The organism is Wenzhouxiangella marina (assembly GCF_001187785.1).
In the GTDB taxonomy this organism is placed as follows: Bacteria; Pseudomonadota; Gammaproteobacteria; order Xanthomonadales; family Wenzhouxiangellaceae; genus Wenzhouxiangella; species Wenzhouxiangella marina.
The window spans coordinates 2182378-2204354 of sequence record NZ_CP012154.1; the positions used below are offsets into that span (position 1 = coordinate 2182378).

A 21977-nucleotide genomic window follows, 5' to 3' on the forward strand; every position below is an offset into this window, starting at 1 on the left:
GCGCTCAGACGTCCTGCAGCAGGCCGCCGGTCATCTCGAGCCGGCGATCCATGCGCGCGGCCAGCTTGGGGTCATGGGTGACCAGCACGATCGAAGTCTGCAGCTCGGCGTTGAGCTCGAGCATCAGGTCATAGATCTGACGAGCATTGGCCTCGTCCAGGTTGCCCGTGGGCTCATCACCCAGAACGCAGGCCGGGCGATTGATCAGGGCCCGCGCCACGGCGGCGCGCTGGCGCTCGCCGCCCGACAGCTCACCGGGCTTGTGCGTCAGCCGCTCGCCAAGGCCCACGCGCCCGAGCAGTTCGGCAGCCTTCGTCGCCGCCTCGGCGGCAGCGACGCCGCCGATCAGCAGCGGCATGGCCACGTTCTCGAGCGCCGTGAATTCGGGCAACAGATGATGGAACTGGTAGATGAAACCCAGCGAACGATTGCGGATGCGCGCCCGCCGGCGTTCGTCACCGACAGCGATGTTCTGACCGGCGATTTCCACCGTGCCGGCCGTCGGTCGATCCAGGCCGCCGAGTATCTGCAGCAGGGTGCTCTTGCCGACGCCGGAGGCACCGACGATGGCCACGCGTTCGCCCGGCGCCACGTCGAAATCGACGCCGCGCAGCACGTGCAGCTCGGTCTGTCCCTGGACGAAAGTGCGGGTCAGACCGCGGCAGCTGATGACGGGGACCGGAGAATCACTCATAGCGCAGCGCCTCCACCGGCTCGGTTCGGGACGCCCGCCAGGATGGGTAGATGGTGGACAGCAGCGAAAGCATCAATGACACGCCGGCGAACTTGACCACGTCGTCCCAGCGAAGCTCCGACGGCAGATCGGAGATGTAGTAGACCTCGGCCGACAGGAACTCGACGCTCAACAGCTGCTCCAGACCCGCCACGACACTCTCGACGTTCAGGGCCAGCAGCACCCCGCCGATGACCCCCAGCAGGGTCCCGATGATGCCGATCAGCGAGCCCTGGACCATGAAGATGCCCATGACGCGACGCGGGCCCAGGCCCATGGTCTTGAGGATGGCGATATCGGCCTGCTTGTCGGTCACGACCATGACCAGGGTCGAGATGATGTTGAACGCGGCCACGGCGATGATCAGCGACAGGATGATGAACATCACGGTCTTCTCGGTCTGCACGGCACGGAAGAAATTGGCGTGCTGCTGCGTCCAGTCGCGCACGCGATGGAAGCCGCTGAGCTGGTTGCTGAGTTCCTGGGCCACGATGCGGGCGCGCATCATGTCCTCCAGCTTCAGACGCACCCCGCTGACGTTGTCGCCGAGCCGGAACAGACGCTGCGCATCGGCCAGGTGAATCACCGCCAGGGCAGTGTCGTATTCGTGCACGCCCGCTTCGAAGATGCCGGCGACGGTGAAGCGCCGAACCTGAGGGATGACGCCGGCCGGGGTGGCGCGGATCTCGGGCGCAAACAGGGTCACCGAGTCGCCGGGGCCGACACCGAGTCGCGTCGCGAGCCCGGCGCCCAGCAGAACGTGCCATTCGCCGGGGACGAGGCGATCGAGGCCCCCACGCACGAGCAGCTGATCGATCTCGGACACGGACGGCTCGGTCGCCGGGTCGATACCCCGGACCAGGGCACCCGCCGTCCGCCGGGCCCGCAGCATGGTCTCCTGCTCCACGTAGGGCGCGGCGCCGCGCACTTCCGGGTGGGCCCGGGCCCGCTCGACCACCGAGGGCCAGTCCGGAAACTCCCCGTCATAACCCTGGATCGTGGCATGGGAGATCATCCCGAGGATGCGTTCGCGCAGCTCCTTCTCGAAGCCGTTCATCACCGAGAGCACGGTGATCAGGGTCGCCACGCCCAGCGCGATCCCCAGCATCGAAATGAGAGAGATGAAGGAAATGAAGTGGTTGCGACGCTTGGCGCGCAGATACCGCAATCCGACGAACAGGGTCAGGGGCTGATACATGAAGGATTCAGTTCCTCGAGAATTCCTTGGGCGTGAAGATCAGGCCGCACGCAAATGTTCAAGCGCCTGGGCGAGTTCAGCGGGCAGCGGCGAGCTGTAGACCCGATCCTCCGGCCAGGACAGGCGCAGGTAGTGCGCGTGCAGAAACAGGCGATTCAGCCCGTCGGGACAGGGCTTCGGATTGTAGAGCTCATCGCCGACCAGCGGCAGGCCGATGGACGCGGCATGGGCGCGAATCTGGTGCGTTCGGCCCGTCTCGATGCGCACCTCCACATAACTGTAGCCCCCCACCCGCTCGAGCAGGTGAAAGGTCGAGCGCGCAGACTGACCCTCCTCATCGACGATGACCCGGTGCTGCCCACTGCCGTCCCGAATCTTCTTCAGCGGTGCATCCACACACACCCGGTCTTCGGGCAGGATCCCATCGAGCAGGGCCAGGTAACGCTTGTCGACCTCACGCGCCACGAAACTCTGCTGAAGTCGGCGCAGGGCCTGGTGATGACAGGCCAGCACGATCAGGCCGCTGGTCGGGCGGTCGAGACGGTGCACGGGGCGCCAGCGCTCGTCGATCTTCGCGATCGCATCCATCAAGCCATAGCTCAGGCCGCTACCGCCATGCATGGCCAGACCCGCCGGCTTGTCGAGAATCACGTAGTCTTCGGTCTGATCGACGATGCAGGCGCGAACCCGCTCGACCAGGCCCGCCGGAAGTGAACCGGGCACGGAGTCCGGCTGCTTGACCGGCGGCACGCGAACCTCATCGCCGGCGCGCAGCTTCTTCATCGGTTTGGCCCGCGAACCATTGACCCGAACCTGGCCGGTCCGCACCAGGCGATAGACCAGGCTTTTCGGGACCGGGCCGAGCAGACTGATGAGAAAATTGTCCAGCCGCTGACCTGCCCGATCCGGGCCGACGGTCTCGTGCCGAACCCCACCTCTGGATGGCTGGCTCATGGGCTCTCCGCGCCGCGCAGGGCTGGCGCTATGTCTTTGAACAGTGCTATCATTTCGCGGTTAGGGTTTGGCTAGTCCCGGGTTCCGGGTTTGCACCGTCGTCTCAAGGCCTGAAGGGCCGGATCGAACGGATTCCAGGTGCATCGATCCCGCCCCGTCATTCTGCCACAGATCAGCCGAGCCGCTCCTGCGGCATCCGCTCGACGGCAGCGGCCGACTCCAACTTTTTGAACATCGGCAGCCGGTTTTCGTTCACCGACTGCCCGAAGCACATGACCGGATCGGCCGGGCCGATTCCGGATGGATAATCGAATAGATCGCGCTCCCGGCTGCATCTTCAGCGGATCAGCCCGGGGCGGGTACCAGAACCAGACACCGATGGATCGCAAGCCGCTTGCGAGTCCAGCGGTGAACGGGTCGGCAGGCAAGCCGAAGTCGCGCCGCCGCCCCGAGGCCTTTGGCCTGAGCAGCCATTCCGGTGAACCGACCCGGGGTCTGGCGGCCAGACTCGAGGCAGGCGTGGACCGTGCAGGATTTTCCGCCCGGCCGCGACTGGTATCCGATCCGGCTCCCTCGAACGGGGCAGAGCGCCGGAGGATTGACAATGAAACGCATGCTGATCAACGCCACGCAGCCTGAAGAGGTGCGCGTGGCGATTGCCGATGGCCAGGCCCTGCTCGACCTGGACATCGAAGTTCCTGCCCAGGAACAGAAGAAATCCAACATCTACAAGGGACGCATCACCCGGGTCGAGCCCAGCCTCGACGCCTGCTTCGTCGAGTTCGGCTCGGAGCGCCACGGTTTCCTCTCCATGAAGGAAATCGCCCCCGAGTACTTCAACGACGAATCCCGGAAGCAGTTCGATGCCGGCCAGCGAGTCGACATCAAGGACGCCGTCAAGGCCGGCCAGGAAGTCATCGTCCAGGTCGACAAGGAAGAACGCGGCACCAAGGGCGCGGCCCTGACCACCTACATCAGCCTGGCCGGTCGCTACCTGGTCCTGATGCCCAATAATCCTCGTGCCGGTGGTGTGTCACGCCAGATCTCGCGCGATGACCGGAAGGAACTGCTCGACACCCTGAAGATGATCGAGGTCCCGGACGGCATGGGCCTGATCGTTCGCACGGCCGGCGTCGGTCGCGAACAGGAAGAACTGCAGTGGGACCTCGACTACCTGCTGCAGCTCTGGGAAGCCATCAAGACCGCCAGCCAGGCGCGCCAGGCACCGTTCCTGATCTATCAGGAAAGCAAGCTGATCATTCGCGCTCTGCGCGACTACCTCCGCGAAGACATCGGCGAAATCCTGATCGACGACGATCAGGTCTTCGAGGATGCCCGCGAATTCATGCAGCAGGTGATGCCGCACAACCTGCGCAAGCTCAAGGCCTATCGCGACGCCATCCCCCTGTTCTCCCGGTACCAGATCGAATCGCAGATCGAATCGGCCTTCTCGCGTGAGGTTCGCCTGCCCTCCGGAGGCGCCCTGGTCATCGACCACACGGAAGCCCTGCTGTCGATCGACATCAACTCCGCCCGCGCCACGAAGGGTTCGGACATCGAGGAGACGGCGCTCCAGACGAACCTGGAAGCGGCCGAGGAAATCGCGCGCCAGCTGCGTATTCGCGACCTTGGCGGACTGATCGTCATCGATTTCATCGACATGATGAGCAAGGATGCCCAGCGCCAGGTCGAGAATCGCCTGCGCGACGCCATGCGCATGGACAAGGCCCGCGTCCAGTTCGGTCGCATCTCGCGCTTCGGACTGCTGGAAATGTCCCGCCAGCGCCTGCGCCCTTCCCTGGGTGAATCCAGCTACATCACCTGCCCGCGCTGCATCGGCATGGGCTCGATCCGTTCGATCGAATCCCTGGCCCTGTCCATCCTGCGCCTGGCCGAGGAAGAGGCCATGAAGGACAACACGGCCCGGGTGCTCATCCAGGCGCCGATCGCCGTCGCCAATTTCCTCCTCAATGAAAAGCGCTCGGTGATGGCCGAGATCGAGCGGCGCAACAAGCTGCCGATCACCGTCGTCGCCAACGAGAACCTGGAGACGCCGCGCTTCGAGGTGCAGCGACTGCGCTCGGCCGAAGACATCGACGAGCCGAGCTACAGCCTGGCCACGGACGAGGTCGAGGCCAACTCGGGCTATCAGCGCAGCGAGCAGATGCAGCCGCCGCCCAAGCCCGCCGCCCAGGCCGCGGTCTCCGGCGTCCGCCCCGCCAGCCCGGCGCCACTCCGCAAGAGTGAAGACAGAGGCGGCTTCTTCGCCTGGCTGAAGGCCTTCTTCGCGAGCCTGTTCTCGGGCAGCGACGAAGACCGCCGTTCGAAGAACGCAGCGAAGGACCCGCAAGGCGGCCGCGGCCGCAAGGGCCAGTTCTCCCGCGATCATCATCGCAAGCGCCACCAGGGGGCCGGCCAGGACGACGACGGCAGCCCGGGTGCCCAGAAGAAGAAAAAGAAGAAAAAGAAGAAGCGCTCGGCCAAGAAGGACGAACAGAACGGCAATGCCGGGAACCAGGGCAACAACAATGCCCAGGCTGACGGTGATTCAGGCACCCCTGACGACCAGAAGCCGCGCAAGAAGCGCCGCCGTCGTGGCGGCAAGAAGCGCCGCTCTCGTGCCGCGAATCGCGACGAGGCCGGCAATAACGGCAATGACAATGGCGGCAACGCCGGCGCCCAGGGCGGCGACGGCGGCAACCGTGGTCAGTCCGATGGTGACAAGCCGCGCGGCAAGGACAAGCGCGGCGGCAGTGAAGATGCCGCAAGCGACGCGAAGCCATCCGGCACTGGTGAGACCCCACGCGCCCCATCGGGTCAGCAGGGGGCTCGGAACGAAGCTTCGTCCAGCGCCAACTCCTCGTCGGCCAGCGCGCCGGTAACGCCGTCGAGCGCCGAGGCAGCGAAACCGGCCAGCCAGGCCTCTGAAAGTGGCCAGGCCTCGAGCGACAAACCGGCGCCGGCTCGCCCTGCCCCAGCAGCTCAGCCGAGTCCTGCGTCCGGCGAGGCCAAGGCCAGCGGGTCGGCAGCAGCGACGACCGACCGGTCCGGCGAGGCAGGCCGAGAGCGCACCAATCCGCCTCAGGACTCGAAGCCGAGCCCCGCGCCCGCGGAGCGTCGCAGCGAATCGAATGCGCCCAGCAGCCCGGCCGCGCAGAGCACGAGCGAGCGCCCCAGCCGCCCGAGCGAACAGCCGAAAGCGGTTCGGGGTGACGATGGCATCTACCGGTTGACGGAATCCTCGAAGCCAGAGGGCTCGAGCGGATCGGACAAGGGCTGATCACGGAAAGCCTGCCGGCGTCTTCGCGGCGCCGGCATCGTTCCCCGGCAGAGAATCCGGCGTGGATCAGCGCTGAAAAGCGAGTGATGTCCTTGCAGGGACTCGGCGTCCGGCCGAGCCTCAGAGCGTTTGAAGGGGATCGCTCAATCCAGCACCAGGTCGGCGAAATCCACCAGGCCCGCTGATCGCTGCATGAGCTTCCGGGCGGCCAGCAAGGCCCCCTGCGCGAAGACCTCACGCCGGCTGGCCCGGTGCGTCAGTTCCAGGCGCTCACCGTCACCGAGCAGATGCACGGTGTGTTCCCCCACCACGTCCCCGCCCCGGATCGATTGATAGCCGATCTCGTGCTTCGAGCGAGGAATCCGATGGCGGGTCCGATCGAACACCGACGCCTCGTCGATGTCCAGACCACGCGCCTTGGCCAGGGTGGCACCCAGAGCCAGCGCCGTGCCCGATGGCGCGTCGATCTTGCGACGATGATGCACTTCGGTGATTTCCAGATCGAAGTCCTCGCCCAGGATCGCCGCCGCCTGACCGGCCAGTCGCATCAGCAGGTTGACACCGATGCTGAAATTGGCCGCCTGACAGATGGGAATGTCTGCTGCTGCCTGCTTGATGTGGCCGGCCAGTTCAGCCGAGAGCCCCGTGGTTCCGATCACCAGCGGCAGACGCCGACGATGCGCGAAGGCCAGGGTCTTTTCGAGCAGGCTGGGGTGGGAGAAGTCGATGACGACGTCGGCGTCGACGTCAGGCTCGAAGAACCGGTCGCGTGACGCGGTGCCGGCGAGCCGATAGTGTTCCTCGCCATCCATGAACGCGATCAGGGCTCTGCCGATCGTGCCGGTGGCCCCGCTGAGAAGGACTTCGATGCTCATGGGCCAAGCATAGCCCATGAGGTCGAATCATCCCAGCCCCATGCGATCGAAGAAGCTGCGGACCTTGTCGGTCCAGCCGCTGGCCTGCGGGTTGTGATCGCCGTCTTCGCCGAAGCTGTCCTGGAACTGCTGGAGCAAGTCCTTCTGCTCCCGGGTCAGCTTGACCGGCGTCTCGACCACCACCCGGCACAGCAGATCACCGGCCGATCGACTGCGAACGGACTGGACGCCCTTGCCCCGCAGACGGAACAGCTTGCCCGACTGGGTTTCGGCAGGAATCTTGAGCATCACCGAACCGTCCAGGGTCGGCACCTTGAGCTGGCCACCCAGCGCCGCCGTCGTGATGGTGATCGGCACCTCGCAGAACAGGTCATCGCCGTCCCGCTTGAACAGGGGATGGGGGCGGATGTGGATATCGACGTAGAGATCGCCGGCCTGGCCGCCCTGCATGCCGGCGCCACCCTCGCCACTCAGGCGAATGCGGTCGCCCTCATCGACGCCAGCGGGAATCTTGACCTGCAGCGTGCGCGTTTCCCGCACCTGACCACTGCCCTGGCAATCGCCACAGGGATCGGCGATCCGGCGGCCATTGCCGCCGCAGGCCGGACAGGACTGCTGGACCGAGAAGATGCCCTGCTGCATGCGCACCTGGCCCTGACCCCCACAGGTCGTACAGACGTCGAGCTTGCCATCCTTGGAGCCCGAGCCGTCGCAGGTCGTGCAACGGCCCACGGTGGGAATGCGGATCTCCTTCTCGATGCCGGCCACGGCATCTTCGAGATCCAGCTCCATCTCGTAGCGCAGGTCCTGACCTCGATGCGAGCGCCCGGCACCGCGGCGGCGGCCAGCGCCACCGAAGATGTCACCGAAGATGTCGCCGAAGATATCGTTGATATCGCCGAAGCCGGCGCCAGCACCGGGACCGCCACCGCCCATGCCATTGACGCCGTCGTGGCCGAAGCGATCGTAGGCGGCGCGCTTCTGATCGTCCTTCAGCACCTCGTAGGCCTTCTGGACCTCCTTGAAGCGCTCCTGGGCCGACTCGTCATCCGGATTGCGGTCCGGGTGATACTTCATCGCCAGGCGACGGTACGCCTTCTTCAGGTCAGCGGCGCTGGCATCTCGTGCCACGCCCAATGTCTCGTAATAATCTGCCGGCATGGGGCTTGTTCGGTCGCGTTGGGATCGGTGAGTCGGCCCGCGGACCCTCGCCACCCGGAGTCACACCGGGAAGCGAGGGGCCGCAGGAACCGACCGGGTTGTTACTTCTTGTCGTCGTCGACTTCGGTGTACTCGGCGTCGACCACGTCGTCGGCTGCATCCGCCGACGCCTGGGCATCGCCCGCCGCGGCGTCACCATCGGCACCGGCTTCGGCCTGGGCCTTCTCGGCAGCCTTCTGGTACAGCTCGGCACCGGCCTGCTGCAGCTCGTTGACGGCGGCGTCGATGGCGTCCTTGTCGTCGCCCTTGATCGCTTCGTCGACCTTGGCCAGGGCAGCCTCGATCTTCTGCTTGACCTCACCGTCGAGCTCGTCACCGTGCTCGCTGAGGCTGGTGCGGGTCGCGTGGGCGATGCCGTCGGCCTGGTTGCGTGCGTTGACCAGCTCGTGGAAGCGCTTGTCCTCCTCACGATGGGTCTCGGCATCGCGAACCATCTTCTCGATCTCCTCCTCGCTCAGACCCGAACCGGCCTTGATCTCGATGCGCTGTTCGCGCCCGGTCGCCTTGTCCTTGGCCGACACGTGCAGGATGCCGTTGGCGTCCATGTCGAAGGTGACTTCGATCTGCGGCATGCCGCGCGGCGCGGCCGGAATGCCGGTCAGATCGAACTTGGCCAGCGACTTGTTCGCCGCCGCCTGCTCACGCTCGCCCTGGAGGACGTGCACGGTGACCGCACTCTGGTTGTCCTCGGCGGTCGAGAACACCTGCGAGGCCTTGGTCGGAATCGTGGTGTTCTTCTCGATCACCTTGGTGAACACGCCACCCAGGGTCTCGATACCCAGGGACAGCGGGGTCACGTCGAGGAGCAGCACGTCCTTGACGTCACCGGCCAGCACGCCACCCTGGATCGCGGCACCGACGGCCACGGCTTCGTCCGGGTTGACGTCCTTGCGCGGCTCCTTGCCGAAGAAGTCGGCCACGGCCTGCTGCACGGCCGGCATGCGGGTCTGCCCGCCGACCAGGATCACTTCGTCGATCTCACCGACCTTCAGACCGGCGTCGTTCAGGGCCGTCCGGCAGGGCTCGATCGAGCGCTTGACCAGATCTTCCACGAGCGACTCCAGCTTCGAGCGCGTGACCTTGATGTTCAGGTGCTTCGGACCCGAGGCATCGGCCGTGATGTAGGGCAGATTGACTTCCGTCTGCTGCGCACTCGACAGCTCGATCTTGGCACGCTCGGCGGCCTCGCGCAGGCGCTGCAGAGCCAGCGGATCGTTCTTCAGATCCACGCCCTGGTCCTTCTTGAACTCGTTGGCCAGGTAGTCGATCAGGCGCAGATCGAAATCCTCACCACCCAGGAAGGTGTCACCGTTGGTGGCGAGCACTTCGAACTGCTTCTCGCCATCGACGTCGGCGATCTCGATGATCGACACGTCGAAGGTGCCGCCACCCAGATCATAGACGGCGACCTTGCGATCCTTGCCCGCCTTGTCCAGACCGTAGGCCAGCGCAGCCGCGGTCGGCTCGTTGATGATGCGGCGAACGTTCAGACCGGCGATCTTGCCGGCATCCTTGGTGGCCTGGCGCTGCGAATCGTTGAAGTAGGCCGGCACGGTGATGACCGCTTCGCTGACTTCCTCGCCGAGGTAGTCTTCGGCGGTCTTCTTCATCTTCATCAGCACGCGCGCGGAAATTTCCGGCGGCGCCATCTTCTTGCCATCCACCTCGACCCAGGCGTCGCCATTGTCGGCTTCGACAATGCGATACGGCACCAGGCCCTTGTCCTTCTGCACGACGTCTTCGGAAAACTTGCGCCCGATCAGTCGCTTGACCGCATACAGGGTGCGATCCGGGTTGGTGACGGCCTGGCGTTTGGCCGGCTGACCGACCAGCACTTCACCGTCCTTGGTAAAGGCGACCGTCGACGGAGTGGTGCGATCCCCCTCCGCGTTCTCGATCACCCGCGTCTTGCCGCCCTCCATGATGGCGACACAGGAATTGGTCGTTCCCAGGTCAATGCCGATAATCTTGCTCATGACGTTAAAGATCCTGTTCTCGTTACTAGGGTTGAGAATGCTGTTGAACACATAGCCCGTTTAGTGGGGCTGTCGACGGCGCTTTTCAAACCGCAACCCCTGGAGCGGCCTTACTGGGCCACGATCACCCGGGCCGGGCGCACCACGCGATCGTGCAGCCGGTAACCACGCTGCAGCACCTGGATCACCTGGTCACTGGCATGCTCCTCGCTGGGCAGCATGCTCATCGCCTCGTGCCACTGCGGGTCGAAGGCCTCGCCGAGCGGGTCGACGATCTCGAGCCCGTAACGCACCAGCGTGTCCAGCAACAGCTTCCGGGTCAGCACCAGGCCCTCGGCCCCGGACTCGCCGGCCGCCTCGATGCCCTGGTCCAGGGTGTCGATCACCGGCACCAGGTCCTTGAGCAGGCCTTCCACGGCGAACTTGCGCGACTTCTCGACCTCACGCTCGGCCCGCTTGTGCAGGTTGTCCATCTCCGCACGTGTCCGGAGCAAGGCGTCCTTGAGCAGACCGACTTCCTCTTCGAGCGGATGACGCTCGATCTCGGCTTCGTCGGGCAACTCGCTGTGCGCCTCGGCTTCCTGGGCTTCGACGGAGGTATGCGCCTGCGCGTCGTCGCGCGGGTCCTGATGCTCGGATGATTCCCTTTTCTCGGCCATCTCGTGCCACTGCTCCTGGCGGGTTGAACCTGCCAGCACAAGTGGGGTTGGCTCGCGCTGAATGCAAGCACCCGACGGCGGTTGCCAGCAGGCGGGAGGTCTGGGATGATTCCGCTTCCAAGCGAAGCCCCCATCGGCCCGACCCCACGCCCCATGCTGCGCGCACTTTCGATTCGCCAATTCGCCATCATCGACGCCCTCGAGCTCGATTTCGATTCCGGCTTCACCGCGATCACCGGCGAGACCGGTGCCGGCAAGTCGATCCTGATCGATGCCCTGGGTCTGCTGCTCGGCAACCGCGCGGACAGCTCACTGGTGGCCCAGGGCGAGGACCAGGCCGAGCTCTCGGCGCGCTTCGAGCTGACCGATGCCTGCGCCGAGGCCCGCGCCTGGCTGCAGGATCAGGCGATGGAAGAAGGCGACGAGTTGATCCTGCGCCGCGTACTCTCGGCCCAGGGCCAGTCCCGCGCCTGGATCAACGGGCGCAGTGCCACCGTCGGCCAGCTGGCCCAGCTGGGCAACCTGCTCGTCGAGATCCATGGCCAGCACGAGCACCAGCGCCTGGAACGTCCGGAGGTGCAGCGCGCCCTGCTCGACCAGCGCCTCGACCCCGAGCTGGCCCGCTCGGTCCGGGACGCCCACTCAGGCTTTGCCGAGGCGGCCAGGGCACTGGAGGACTTCGAGCAGGACGCGGGCGATCCGAACCAGCTCGATCTGCTGCGCTTCCAGAGCCGTGAGCTCGGCGATCTGGCCCTGCAGACCGACGAATACGAGCGACTGGAAGCCGAACAGGAACGCCTGGCCCGCAGCGACGAACTCCGGTCCGCCATCGCCCAGGCCGCTCGCATCCTCGACGGCGATGCCGAGGCCAACGTCCGCGCCATGCTCGGCGATGCCCAGGCACGACTGCAGCGGGTGCGCGAGCTCGATCCCGAGCTGGCCAGCGTGGCCGACATGCTCGACGAGGCCGCCATCAACATCGACGAGGCCATCGCCAGCCTCGAGCGGCTGGACCGCGACGAAGACGAAGACGCACCCGAGCGCCTGGAAAAGGTCAATCGCAGGCTCGAACGCGCGCTGGATCTGGCGCGCAAACACCGCGTCGAACCTGCCGAACTGCCGGAGCTGACCCAGCGCCTGCAGGAACGCCTGGACCGCCTCGAGAACCAGGGCGAAGAGCGCGAGCAGCTGGAGCGCGCCCGGGATCGCGCGCTGGAGACCTGGCGCCGATGCGCCCGGGCCCTGTACGAGGCGCGCGAGCAGGCGGGCAAGGCGCTCGCCGCCGAGGTCGATCGGCACCTGGCCGAGCTCGGCATGGATCATGCGCGGCTGCGCTTCGACATCGAGCACGACGAGCAGGCCCGACCGGCCGTCCACGGCGCGGACCGGGTCCGCATCCTGTTCGCCGCCAACCCCGGTCAGGAACCGAAGCCCCTGACGCGCGTCGCCTCCGGCGGCGAGCTGTCGCGGGTCAGCCTGGCGCTGATGATTGCCGTCAAACCCGAGCGCGGACCGGTGGTTCGGATCTTCGACGAGGTGGACGCCGGCATCGGCGGCCAGACGGCGGCCGTGGTGGGTGATTTCCTGCGCCGCGTGGCGGGCCAGGGACAGGCCTTCTGCGTCACTCACCTGGCGCAGGTCGCCGCCTGCGCCAGCCACCAGTTCCAGGTCAGCAAGGCCAGCCAGAAGGGTAAGACGCAGATCCGCGTCCTGCCGCTGGACCCGGAGTCGAGACGCGAGGAGATCGCGCGCATGCTCGGCGGACCGATGTCCGACAAGAGCCGGGAGCATGCGGAGGAACTGCTGGCCGCCGCGCGGAGCGGCTGACAATGACTGAGGGCGCAGCGCGCCCGGGGCTCAGGCCTTCTTGATCGGACGAACGTACATCACCAGCGAGTGATTGACGATTTCGTAACCGTGCTCGCGGGCGATTTCTTCCTGGCGCTTCTCGATCTGCTCGTCGTAGAACTCGATCACCTTGCCCGTGTCCTCGCAGACCATGTGGTCGTGGTGGCCGCCCTCGTCGAGCTCGTAGCAGGCCTGGGTGCTGGTCCCGCCCGCGTCCGTGAACAGGTGCTTGCGCACCAGGCCAGCGCTTTCGAACTGATTGAGGACCCGATAGACCGTGGCCAGGCCGATCTCCTCGCCCCCGCTCATCAGGCTGCGGTAGATCTCGTCGGCCGTCATGTGCTTCTGCGGCGTTTCCTCGAGCAGTTTGAGAATCTGCAGGCGGGGGTGCGTGACTTTCAGTCCGGCCTTGCGGAGTTCGCTGCGTTCTTCGGGCATGGCTTGAGACGACCTGGTAGGTAACGGGTTCAAACAGTGAGCAGGTATTGTATCATTGCCCCTGTCGACTCAAGCCCGAACGCGAAGCTGCCCATGCGCCCCCTGCTCTATCTGATCCTGGCCTTCAGTCTGGCCGCCTGCAATCTCGTCTACAAACAGGACATCCAGCAAGGCAATGTGCTGGACGAAGACGACGTGGCCCAGCTCGAACTGGGCATGACCAAGCGCCAGGTGGCCGTGCTGCTCGGCTCGCCGTCGATCGCCAGCCCCTTCCACGCCAGCCGCTGGGACTACATGAACACCTACTCCCGTCGCGGCGCGACCCCGAACAAGCGGGTGCTGACGCTGATCTTCGACCGCGTCGACCGTCTGGAAGCCATCGAGGGGAGTTATCTGGATCAGGATTCGGTCGCAGCCCAGGCGCTGCGCGAGCTGCAGCAGCCCTCCGACACCCCCATTCAGGACATGGAAAGCATCCGTCAGGACCCCTGATCGGAAGCCGGACCCTTCTTTTCCGCCGCCTTCTGCGCCTTCGCCAGCTCCGCGAGCTCGCGTCGGACGACCTTGGGATCGGCGCGCAGGGGCCGGTAGAGTTCCACCCGATCGCCGTCCGACAGCATTTGTTCCGGGCGGCAGCGCTTGCCGAAGATTCCGACGCATTCAGGATCGAGGCCGAGCTCGGGCAGACGCTCATCGAGCCTGGCCAGAGCGACGGCCTCAGCCACCGTGGCGCCCGCCGGCAGTTTCAGGCTGACCAGCTGCTGCGCTTCGGCCGAGCCGGCCACGACTTCGACCGCGATGTACGAGGAATCGGCAACCATCAGCCGTGGATGCGCTCGGCGCGACGGCAGAAATCGTCGACCATGCGATCGGCGACCCGCTCGAAGCCGCGCTGGAACGGGGTCATCCAGACCGAGCCCGGGAGACTGAAGCGCAGATCCAGGCTGACCCTGGCGCCCTCCTGCCCCAGCGCCTTGAACTCCCAGCGGCCGGCCAGTTCATCGAAGGGACCATTCTTCAAACGCATGGACAGGCTCTGATCGGGCACCAGCAGGTTCTCCGTGGTGAAGCGGCGCGCGATGCCCGCGACCCGGACGTCCAGGGTCGCCACCTGCCGGTCCTCGGCGTCCTCGTGCACTTCGGCGGCCTGGACCCAGGGCAGGAACTCCGGGTAGCGCGCCACGTCGCGGACCAGCGCGAACATCTGTTCCGGCGTGTAGGCGACCAGGGCGAAGCGGTGGACTTGGGGCATCGTGGGCAGCGGTGGTTTGTGCAATAGCGGTTCGATCGATCTGCAGACTAGATGGGGCGCCAGCGGCGAAAACCAAGCATCGGCCAGAATCACACGGAACCCCACGGCACTCTGCGCTATCCTACCGATCCGCTCAATATTCGTCGCAATGCACGTGGCCAAGCAACCGTCGTCAACCATCGCCCTCAACAAGCGCGCCCGCTTCGAGTACCACCTCGACGAGCGGATCGAGGCCGGCATCGCCCTGGAAGGCTGGGAGGTCAAGGCCCTGCGCGCGGGCAAGATCCAGTTCGGCGAGAGCTACGTGCTGCTGAAGAACGGCGAGGCCTTCCTGTTCGGCTGCCACATCACCCCTCTGACCTCGGCCTCGACCCACGTCAAGGCCGACCCGACGCGCAACCGGCGCCTGCTCCTGCACCGGCGCGAGCTCGATCGCCTGATCGGCCTGGTCGAGCGCAAGGGCCAGACCCTGATCCCGACGGCCATGTACTGGTCCAAGGGCAAGGTCAAGGTCGAGATCGCCGTGGCCCGAGGCAAGCAGACCCACGATAAGCGCCGCGCCCAGAAGGATCGCGACTGGGAGCGCCAGAAAGGTCGCCTGATGAAGAACACCTGATTCGAGCGGGCAGAATCGAAAAGGCCGATTCACCACAGAGACACAGAGGTCACAGAGGGTAGGACTGATTTCCTTGAACTATTTACCCGAGAAGCCACTATAAGAGCTCCAAGCATCAAGAATTCACTCTGTGTCCTCTGTGCCGCTGTGGTGAATACGCTCTACGAACAATCGACACGAATTGCGGAACTTGAGCCCAAGCTGCTAGTCTTAGATACAACCTACGGGGGCGTACTGGCTTCGACGTGGATCGGACGTACCCTGGGGCATGCCGAGGAGACAGCAATCCTCGTAAAACCTGCTGTAAAAAAGTTAGTTGCCAACGACGACAACTACGCACTGGCTGCCTAAAAACCAGCCTGCTCCCCATCAGTCGAGCCTGCGCTTCTGAACCGGGGATCATCTAGCAGGATCGCAGCATGTCGTGCATCAGGGCACCGCTGTTAAATCAAACTGAGGCTGGTTGCTGCATGTGCCCTGCCGCTCGGGCGGTGCAGTAACGAGAAAAAATCGAGTGGCTAAGCATGTAGAACCAGGATCTGATGGTTTGCGGACGCGGGTTCGACTCCCGCCGCCTCCACCAAATTGAGATCCCCGGAGTACCGAGGAAGTCCAGAAGCCCGCGTAATTGCGGGCTTTTTGGTGTCTGGAGCATCCTCACTTGCCCCAGGAAATCCATTGGCAGCCGGGGGCAACTGGGGGCAACATTCGGGGCAGCTCGGCAAACACGGACACCAGTTGCCCCCAAATGCGCCTGACCGACACCGCCATCCGGGGCGCCAAGCCGGACACCAAGACCCGCAAGCTATTCGACGGCGGCGGTCTTTACCTGGAAGTTGCCCCATCCGGGGGCAAGTGGTGGCGATACAAGTACCGATTTGGGGGCAAGGAGAAGCGACTCTCGCTTGGCGTCTACCCGGACGTCTCCCTAAAGGACGCCCGTGAGCGCCACGGAGAGGCCCGCAAACTTCTCGCCAACGGCACCGACCCCAGTCAGCACAGAAAGGCGGAGAAAGCCGCCACGGCAGCCCTGACAAGCAACAGCTTCGAGATCATCGCCCGCGAGTGGCACGGCAAACACACCCCCACCTGGACGGAGAAGCACGCCGAAACGGTGATCCGACGGCTGGAGCTCAATATCTTCCCCTGGCTGGGAAAGCTGCCGGCCGCAGAAATCACGGCTCCGCAGCTACTGGAAGCTCTAAGGCGGATCGAAGCGCGCGGCGCGCTCGAGACCGCCCACCGGGTCCTGAGCATCTGCGGCCAGGTCTTCCGCTACGCCATCGCCACGGGTCGTGCCGAGCGGGACCCGTCAGGCGACCTCCGAGGCGCCCTACCCCCGGTCAAGCCGAAACACTTCGCCGCCAAGACCGACCCGAAGGAAATCGGCCCCATGCTCCGGGCCATCGACGCCTACAAAGGCACCACCATTGTCCGCTGCGCCCTTCGCCTCGCTCCGCTGGTGTTTGTCCGCCCTGGGGAGCTCAGACATGCCGAGTGGGCCGATTTTGACCTGGACGCCCGGGAGTGGCGATTTCTGGTCACGAAGACTCAGACGCCGCATATCGTGCCCCTATCCACTCAGGCCCTGGAGATTCTGGAAGAACTGCGCCCGGTTACGGGCCGGGGGAAATACCTATTCCCGAGCAACCGGTCAGCCAAGCGGCCGATCAGCGACAACACGATTCTGGCCGCGCTGCGCCGGATGGACATCGGGAAGGATGAAATGACCGGGCACGGATTCCGGGCCATGGCGAGAACGATCCTCGACGAGGTATTGGGGTTCCGACCAGACTACATCGAGCATCAGCTTGCGCATGCCGTTCGGGACCCGAATGGTCGAGCGCACAATCGGACGGCACACTTGGAAGATCGACACACAATGATGCAAACTTGGTGCGATTATCTAACCGAGCTTAAATGCCGAAGGAATCATTTCGGAATTACTACCGTGAAATAGAAAAAACGTTGTTATTCAAATCCCACCTTAGGGCCCGCGTTACCAAATAGTTAACTAAACACCCTGACCAAAAGGCCCGAAAAGCAATGAAGGAATATTCGCAATCGATATATTCCTGTCAATCTGAGTTAAGAACTTTGACCGTACCCCTGATTTAGGGCCACGCCTAATGTGGGAGATTGAGTATCTCATGCCGCCTGCCTTGCGTACTGGCTGGGTGGCATCCCGTTCAAGGAACGGTGGGGTCGAACCTCGTTGTAGTGCCTTCTCCAGTCCTCGATGATCTCGCGAGCATCCTCCAGGCTCGCGAACCAGTTCAGGTTCAGGCAGTAGTCCCTGAACTTGCCGTTGAAGCTCTCCACGAACGCATTCTGCGTCGGCTTTCCGGGCTGGATGAAGTGGAGCTTGATCCGGCGTTCCCTCGCCCAGAAGAACATCGCCTTCGAGGTGAACTCCGGACCGTTGTCGCAGACGATCGTCTTCGGTGCCGATCGGGACTCCAGCAGTCGGTCAAGCTCCCGCGTCACTCGCAGCCCCGAGATCGAGAACTCAGGCAGCTGCAGGATCGCTTCCCGACTGAAGTCATCAACGATGTTCAGCACACGGATACGCCGGCCATTGGCCAGTTGATCAGACACGAAGTCCATGGACCACCGCTCGTTCGGCGCCGAAGGCACAGCGAGCGGGACTCGAGGGCGGGATAGCTTCTTGCGCTTCTTGGTCCGCACCTGCAGCCCTTCCTCTCGGTAGATGCGATAGGTCCGCTTGGCATTGACGACCAGGCCCTCGGCCTTGAGCATGGCGTGGAGCGTCGGGTAGCCGTAGCGTGGATACCGCTCGGCCAAGGCCCTCAGGCGGGCTCGAAGCGGCCCATCGTCTCCGGGTTGGCAGTCGTATTGCGCGGCAGAACGACTGAAGCCAGTCAATGCGCAGGCTCTGCGCTGACTGACGCGACGACTTGTCAGGTGCTCAACGGCCCGGCGTCGCTGACGGGCCGTCACCAGTTTCCCTCGACCAGCTCCTTCAGGGCAGCCTTGTCGAGCTCGGCCTCGGCCAGCAAGTGCTTGAGCCTGCGATTCTCGTCTTCAAGCTCTCGCAGCCGTTTGACCTCTGAGACCTCCATGCCGCCGAACTTGGACTTCCAGCGGTAGATGGTGTTCTCTGCGATCCCGTATCGACGCGCCAGATCGGGCACCGACGCCCCCGCCTGGTGCTCCTTCAGGATCGAAATGATCTTCTCTTCGGTATAGCGCTTGCGCTTCATGGTGGGTCCTCCTCGGAAACAAATTATCAGAGAATTCCCACATTGGACATGGCCCGGATTACAGGGGTATGGTCAGTCGATACCGTCATACTGATAACCAGTTCCTATCTTTCCGTATGAAGGCCCATTGATTGCGCCGAAAACACTGCCGGCACTCCCATCAACCGCATCATCTGGAGTTCCTTCCATCGGATGATATGTGACAAGCCCTTCCGCTAAATTAGATTCTGTAGCAAAGAGGAAAATATCATCGAAATAGACAGTACGCGGTCCACCATTATTGTCTCCACGCAGTGATAGATCCCTACCAAACCCTGGAGCAAAATTAGCACCATAGCTGTGTGAGCCGACGCTTTGCTCGTTTACAAATACCTCGTAGACTCCTGATAAGGGATCGAAGTCTACTTCAATGCGATTCCATGCTTCGGTTGCGAAAGTACCTGCCCACTGACCCTCACCATCTGAAGACCAACTTCTTATCTCTGCTTGGCCGCCACCGACGTAGCGAAAGCCAATATAAACGCCCGTGTAATCCAATCCTCCGAACAACACCCCATTGACGCCCCCGGCTGGCAAGTAGAATCTAGCATCTAGTCTGACTCGATCACTCAACGCTGTTCCCGGCGCATAAATACCCTTCTGTCCTGCCGAAAAAGAACGAACGCGCACCGATTGCGCACCAGTGTAACTTTGCTCGTCAGTCGTGATATTGGTGCCAGCATCCGGCCAAGGACCATTTAGCCACTGTGAGGGGATTTGACCGATAACTTCATCTTCGAAGTCATCCATAAAAATAACGGAGTTACCAGGCGCCGATGCGCTGAATTGCGCTCCGACAATCGTAGACAACCCAGCCGATACTCGCACGCTGCAGGCTGAGCTCGCTCCATCGCAAGCTCCAGACCAACCACTAAAGGTGCTGCTTGAGCTTGCCGTAGCAGTCAGGGAGACGTCGGTGCCGGGCGCGAAGAGGTACTGACACTGAGGCAAGCTACAGACTCGGCCGCCGGGTTCCACGTTGATATGGCCGGAGCCCGTTCGGTTGACCACCAACACGGCCTGATCGCCGCCGGAGAACGCCGCGTTAACCGTGGTTGCGCGGCCGACCGGTACGGTGCAGGTTGTTCCCCCGCCTACGCAGTTTGGCGAGAATCCTTCAAAACTTGCGCCGTTGCCTGGCTGGGCAGTAAGGAAAGCCTCGGTCGCTGTCAGCGGAAGCACGCAGCTTGTCTGGCAATCATAGAGCTCACCATCAGCAAGCACACTCACCGCACCTTGGCCTTGAATGTTGATCACTAACGAATTGTTGGCGTTGAATAGCCATTCGAAGATTTGATTGAAGGAGTCGTGGGTCGAGAACCAGAAACTCGTTCCAGACTCGCTAAGAAACGGCATATGGAGCGCCCTATCTACCTTGGGTTCGCGCGGATTGCCGGGAACAGTGTGGAAGTAGTTTCTGTAATAGGCACCAGGCGGTTGCAACAACTGCCCAGGCAGCGGATTGAGCTCGTTTTCTTCCGCGCCAAGCAAAACCTCGGTGACGCAGTGGCCAATCGGCACACCGGCCACTGTTTCACGATGGTTCTGTGGAACACTCTGATTGCTGCAGCTCGATTCGTCGCAGGACAGTGCTGGGGCAAATCGTTGGCCTTGATAGCTGATCAAATTGTCGCCACTTGCATACCTTCCATCTTTGTCTCTAAGCCCTATGGCCACCTTCGTTGGTACGGGCAATGGGTTGGATTGAAAATCTGCCAGGTTTTCTATCAGTCGACCGGGTTCGGTGTCGACATCGAAATAGCTGGCCAAGGCGGTGACGAAGAACGCCTGCTCGTCAGCACCGGACTGCCAGCAGCTCAGTTGCCGACATGCATCAATGCCCTCTCCTAAACCATCCCGGCCATCGGGCAAGCGCAGCCCTTGCATGTCGGACTCGCTGCCACTTATACCTGAGTGTGGAGTACCGAGGGTCAGCAGTCCTGCCACCCTGGGGTGACGGCTTTCGGCGCAGGACGTAAATGGCGATAGCGGAACAGCGTGGTCGGAGAGTCCCTGCAGATAGGTGCGGGCAACAAGTCCCCCGAAGGAGTGCGCGATGATCTGGATGGGCTTCCCAGTCTCTGCATAGATCAGCTCGATCGCATCGCCTAGGTCAGACGCGAGGTCTTCGAACCTCGCGTTCGATCGATATCGGAACTCATAGACCGCGAACTCATTAGCTCCGAAGTCATGCAGCAATTCGGGCAGATCACCCCATGTTCCGGGCCCGCCCCCCATCTGTCCGAGCTGCTTGTAACCATGAATGAACAGAACAGGCGTAGTGCGATTCAGGCAGTCCGTGCAGCGGCGTCCCAGTGCCCAGGCTGATCGATCGTCGGAGAAGTCGTAGATCTGCCAGCCCGGCGGCGTGTTCAAAGGCGCTTGAGCAGAATCCGGAATACGGTTCCACGCATATCTTTGATATGCGTTTGGATTTTCGACAATAACAAACCGAGCCGTTTGGCAAGCAGCTTCCTCCCAATCATTGGCCCAATCCAAGTCACATTCATCGATTGCTCTCTGCCCAAGGCCCATTGTGCGAGCTTCACCAAGCAACAACGCCAACGGCGGGTCGAACGCATAACTTGGCGGGTCTGTTCGGAGCGCAGTCCGTATCTCGCCATCTTCGTGGTGATAGTCGATCAATTTCACGGTCACCGACTCGCTGGCCGATCCCTCCGCCACGCGGTAACCGACATTGCCATTCGGGTGCCAAATCTCACCACCGCCGGGCCCAAAGCTCTGTTCAGCCACGATCGTTCCGTAGACGATGAAGTAATCAAGGCTCAGAACTCGGCTGCGGCCCAGAGATTCGTTAGTAATGCCGATCAACAGTTCGCCACTGCCCGACTCAGCCGAAGTGGGCACGGCATAGTCGAGCAAACCATCCGGATCGACCGTGATCCAGCTCGGGCCGTCGACTAGCTCGTAACTCAGGCCCGCCGGGCTCTCAAGCGTCAGATCCACGGCCAGCTCCAGTTCACCGCTATCTCCAGGCAGCCACCGTCGCACGACGTCGCCGCTGTCAAGACTGCGGATCCCTGCATTCACGTACGGGAAGGCCTGCATGTGGCGCTCATCAATTTTACCGACGGCAATCTGTAGCAGCAGTTGCTCGCCCCAATTGAGCAAGCCGCCGATTGCCCCTATGTCGGCCCACAGATCGCCACGGGCCCACGCAGGCGAGGGTTGATCCCAATCTGATCCGACCATGGACAGCGCTGCCATAAGACTTACTGCCTCTTCAATCCGCTGCGCTGCAGTCGTGCCGGTGACTAGTCCGGACTCTGCCAAGCGCGCCACCAAGGTAGTAACCGGTGTGATGATCTGGAGAGAATCGGAGCTCCTCATCAAAAGGCGCATTTCCCCGGCAAAAGGTTGGGCGCGCCAGAAGCCGCCAAAAACAACAATCTGATCACCCGGCTGCACAAGGGACGCTGGGAACCGATCGAAGTGCCCGTCACCATCGGTTGACCGCTGCTCGCGCACCGTGCCGTCCGAGGCGCGAAGCTCGACCACGCCGTGAGCAACCTCGGTGAAGCTGAAAAGCTCGAAATCGTCCCGGAACACTTCGTCGGACTGCATTCCCGAAACCAATCCGGCCAAAACCAGTGTCGCAAGGCCTAAAAACAAGGCAGTGATCGTTTTCATACGTCGGTTCCCC

17 protein-coding genes and 1 other RNA gene are annotated in these 21977 nt (G+C 63.3%); 6 read left to right on the forward strand and 12 right to left on the reverse strand.

What is annotated here, in order from left to right; translation table 11 throughout:
• Positions 1-4 precede the first annotated feature (4 nt).
• Genes lolD through WM2015_RS09285 form a run of 3 tightly spaced genes read right to left on the reverse strand, consistent with a single transcriptional unit; the run spans position 5 to position 2885 of the window.
• Positions 5-694, reverse strand: coding sequence for a lipoprotein-releasing ABC transporter ATP-binding protein LolD (lolD, locus tag WM2015_RS09275; RefSeq protein WP_049725776.1), 690 nt, complete (start codon positions 692-694; stop codon positions 5-7).
• Entirely contained in the window at positions 687-1931 is a 1245-nt protein-coding gene (locus WM2015_RS09280; RefSeq protein WP_049725777.1) for a lipoprotein-releasing ABC transporter permease subunit, read from the reverse strand. Before WM2015_RS09280 ends, lolD begins: the two co-directional genes overlap by 8 nt.
• A gap of 39 nt (positions 1932-1970) precedes the next feature.
• The gene (locus tag WM2015_RS09285; protein ID WP_049725778.1) at positions 1971-2885 is read right to left on the reverse strand and encodes an RluA family pseudouridine synthase; all 915 of its coding nucleotides are present in this window, start codon (positions 2883-2885) and stop codon (positions 1971-1973) included.
• Positions 2886-3489: 604 nt separating this feature from the next.
• Here WM2015_RS09285 and WM2015_RS09290 point away from each other — a divergent pair.
• Positions 3490-6165 (forward strand): Rne/Rng family ribonuclease, encoded by a 2676-nt coding sequence (locus WM2015_RS09290; RefSeq protein WP_082169613.1) that lies wholly within the window; start codon positions 3490-3492, stop codon positions 6163-6165.
• Between the two features lie 143 nt (positions 6166-6308).
• Here the strand turns inward: WM2015_RS09290 and dapB are convergent, their stop codons facing one another.
• The 4 genes from dapB to grpE form a co-directional block, all read right to left on the reverse strand.
• A complete protein-coding gene (gene dapB / locus WM2015_RS09295) occupies positions 6309-7040 on the reverse strand; it encodes a 4-hydroxy-tetrahydrodipicolinate reductase (RefSeq protein WP_049725780.1) in 732 nt (243 codons plus the stop codon).
• A 27-nt stretch (positions 7041-7067) separates the two neighbouring features.
• Positions 7068-8201 (reverse strand): molecular chaperone DnaJ, encoded by a 1134-nt coding sequence (dnaJ, locus tag WM2015_RS09300; protein ID WP_049725781.1) that lies wholly within the window; start codon positions 8199-8201, stop codon positions 7068-7070.
• A gap of 101 nt (positions 8202-8302) precedes the next feature.
• Positions 8303-10237: a molecular chaperone DnaK gene (gene dnaK, locus WM2015_RS09305; RefSeq protein ID WP_049725782.1), complete on the reverse strand. Its 1935-nt coding sequence runs from the start codon at positions 10235-10237 to the stop codon at positions 8303-8305.
• Positions 10238-10347: 110 nt separating this feature from the next.
• A complete protein-coding gene (gene grpE / locus WM2015_RS09310) occupies positions 10348-10896 on the reverse strand; it encodes a nucleotide exchange factor GrpE (protein WP_049725783.1) in 549 nt (182 codons plus the stop codon).
• 153 nt (positions 10897-11049) lie between these two features.
• On the opposite strand from grpE, the gene recN reads away from it, so the two are divergent.
• Entirely contained in the window at positions 11050-12723 is a 1674-nt protein-coding gene (gene recN, locus WM2015_RS09315; RefSeq protein WP_049725784.1) for a DNA repair protein RecN, read from the forward strand.
• A 30-nt stretch (positions 12724-12753) separates the two neighbouring features.
• Here recN and fur read toward each other — a convergent pair whose 3' ends face one another.
• A complete protein-coding gene (fur, locus tag WM2015_RS09320) occupies positions 12754-13182 on the reverse strand; it encodes a ferric iron uptake transcriptional regulator (RefSeq protein WP_049725785.1) in 429 nt (142 codons plus the stop codon).
• A gap of 93 nt (positions 13183-13275) precedes the next feature.
• On the opposite strand from fur, the gene WM2015_RS09325 reads away from it, so the two are divergent.
• Positions 13276-13674 carry an outer membrane protein assembly factor BamE gene (locus tag WM2015_RS09325; protein ID WP_049725786.1) on the forward strand — a complete coding sequence of 133 codons (399 nt, stop codon included), beginning with the start codon at positions 13276-13278 and terminating at the stop codon, positions 13672-13674.
• Here WM2015_RS09325 and WM2015_RS09330 read toward each other — a convergent pair.
• Positions 13662-14003, reverse strand: coding sequence for an RnfH family protein (locus tag WM2015_RS09330; protein WP_049725787.1), 342 nt, complete (start codon positions 14001-14003; stop codon positions 13662-13664). The genes WM2015_RS09325 and WM2015_RS09330 overlap by 13 nt on opposite strands.
• Complete coding sequence (locus WM2015_RS16035) at positions 14003-14434, reverse strand: type II toxin-antitoxin system RatA family toxin (protein ID WP_049725788.1); 432 nt, start codon at positions 14432-14434, stop codon at positions 14003-14005. The genes WM2015_RS09330 and WM2015_RS16035 overlap by 1 nt, the downstream gene beginning before the upstream one ends.
• 154 nt (positions 14435-14588) lie before the next feature.
• Between WM2015_RS16035 and smpB the strand changes: the two genes are divergently transcribed.
• The 3 genes from smpB (at position 14589) to WM2015_RS09345 (ending at position 17010) form a co-directional block, all read left to right on the forward strand.
• Positions 14589-15050 carry an SsrA-binding protein SmpB gene (gene smpB, locus WM2015_RS09340; RefSeq protein WP_245609752.1) on the forward strand — a complete coding sequence of 154 codons (462 nt, stop codon included), beginning with the start codon at positions 14589-14591 and terminating at the stop codon, positions 15048-15050.
• 225 nt (positions 15051-15275) lie between these two features.
• Positions 15276-15633: a transfer-messenger RNA gene (gene ssrA / locus WM2015_RS15600) on the forward strand.
• A 165-nt stretch (positions 15634-15798) separates the two neighbouring features.
• Positions 15799-17010, forward strand: coding sequence for a tyrosine-type recombinase/integrase (locus tag WM2015_RS09345; protein WP_049725790.1), 1212 nt, complete (start codon positions 15799-15801; stop codon positions 17008-17010).
• A gap of 188 nt (positions 17011-17198) precedes the next feature.
• On the opposite strand, the gene WM2015_RS09350 is transcribed toward WM2015_RS09345, so the two are convergent.
• Positions 17199-18274, reverse strand: a protein-coding gene (locus tag WM2015_RS09350; RefSeq protein WP_156201030.1) for an IS3 family transposase whose coding sequence is annotated in 2 segments (ribosomal slippage) — positions 17199-18019 and positions 18019-18274 — 1077 coding nt in all. Because the reading frame shifts where the segments join, the coding sequence is not laid out codon by codon here.
• Between the two features lie 72 nt (positions 18275-18346).
• Positions 18347-21964, reverse strand: a complete 3618-nt coding sequence (locus WM2015_RS09360) for an esterase/lipase family protein (RefSeq protein WP_049725793.1) — start codon at positions 21962-21964, stop codon at positions 18347-18349.
• Between the last annotated feature and the right edge of the window lie 13 nt (positions 21965-21977).